Below are 1,499 nucleotides of genomic sequence, written 5' to 3'. Positions count from 1 at the left end.
GCCGGGTCCCGCGCCCTACAAGGCGGGCGAGCAGTTCCAGCAGCGCGGCTACGCCCCGCCCGGCCCGTACGACCAGGGCGGATACCCGCCGCAGTACCCGCCGCCGAACCCGCCGCCGCCGGGTGCGCTGCAACGCCGCCCCGGCCCGCACGACCCGCAGACGCAGGACGCGCAGCGCCGCGTCGAGGAGCGGGCCCGGGCCGAGCGCGAGCGCCGCAAGCCCTACGGCTGGTACCGGATCATCAGCCTGCTCGTCCTGGTGGCGCTGCTCGGCTTCGCCGACATCGCGCCGCTGCTGGCCGTCGGCGCGACCATCGCCGGCGTGCTCGTCCTGCGGATGGCCGACAAGGCCGCCAAGGGCATGGAGGGCCGCCAGACGCGGCGCGGACCGCGCTCCGGCGACGCCGTCGCCGCGGCGTTCAGGACGCCGCTGCACCTGCCGGGCGCGCTGATGTCCACGGTGCTGTGGACGTCCCTCAGCGTCATCGCCGGGCTGATCATGCTCGGCGTGCTGATCTTCGCCAAGTCCGACATGACCGCCTCGAACGCGATCTCCTACTCCGCCATGGCGGTGATCGGCTTGCTCTGCCTGGCGCCGGGCAGCGGCGCGCCGCGGCGGCAGCTCGCCCGGATCTGGGGCGCGCTGTTCCCGCGCACCGAGGCCGCGCTCGCCGGTGCGCTGATCGTCGGGATCTTCGCGGTGGTGCTGATCGTGCTGGCCCAGGAGCAGCCGCCCGACACCACCCCGCTGGACGGCATGGGCCAGAGCTTGGAAGACCTGCGCGCCGACGTCCGCGAGATGGTCTCCGGCCTTCCCGGCATGTGACCGGACCCGATAGGGCGGGACGCCTCCGGTCGGTAGGGTGGCGTCCCATATGAGCGGCGAGATCGGCCACCAGGAGCACATCGGGCCCTACCGGCTGCTGTCCCGGCTGGGCGGCGGCGCGGGAACGGGCGCCGGTGGCGGCGCCGTCCACCGCGCGGCCGGGGCCGATGGCCGCGACGTGGCGATCAGGCTCCTCCCGCCGGGCGCCTCGCCCGACATCGCCCGCATGCGCCAGGTGCAGAGCCCCTACGTCGTGGACGTTCTGGACGGCGACCCGGACGCGCCCCACCCGTACGTGGTGTCCAGGTTCGTCCCCGGACGGCCGCTCGCGGAGGCGGTCGCCGAGCAGGGCCCGATGTCCGGCGACGCGCTGCACCGCATGGCGTTCGGGCTGGCCAAGGCGCTCGCCGCCATCCACCGGACCGGTCTCGCGCACGGCGAGCTGGGGCCCGAGACGGTCCTCGTCGTGGACGGCGCGCCGGTCGTCGTCGACTTCGCGCTGGCGGAGGGCGCGAGCGAGGGCGCGGACGTCCGGGCGTGGGCCGCGACCGTGACGTTCGCCGCCACCGGAGACCCCGGGGCGCCCGCCGGCGACCTGCCCGCCGGCCTGCGCCCGCTGGTCGCGTCGGCATCGGACCCCGACCCCGGCGCCCGCCCGTCCGCGGCCGAACTC

1 protein-coding gene and 1 pseudogene are annotated in these 1,499 nt (G+C 76.2%); both read left to right on the top strand.

All coding sequences use genetic code 11. The features are described 5' to 3' along the window. Window positions 1-826, top strand: an 826-nt coding sequence (locus E1264_RS44345; RefSeq protein WP_207937026.1) for a hypothetical protein, incomplete at its 5' end; no start/stop codon positions are given. Window positions 827-875: 49 nt separating this feature from the next. Next, a pseudogene (locus tag E1264_RS42530) lies at window positions 876-1,499 on the top strand (hypothetical protein); the annotation flags it as partial.

Source organism: Actinomadura sp. KC216, from assembly GCF_004348535.1.
Lineage (GTDB): Bacteria > Actinomycetota > Actinomycetes > Streptosporangiales > Streptosporangiaceae > Spirillospora.
The sequence above is the reverse complement of the archived record's forward strand: the minus strand, read 5'-3'. Positions and strand labels throughout refer to the sequence as shown.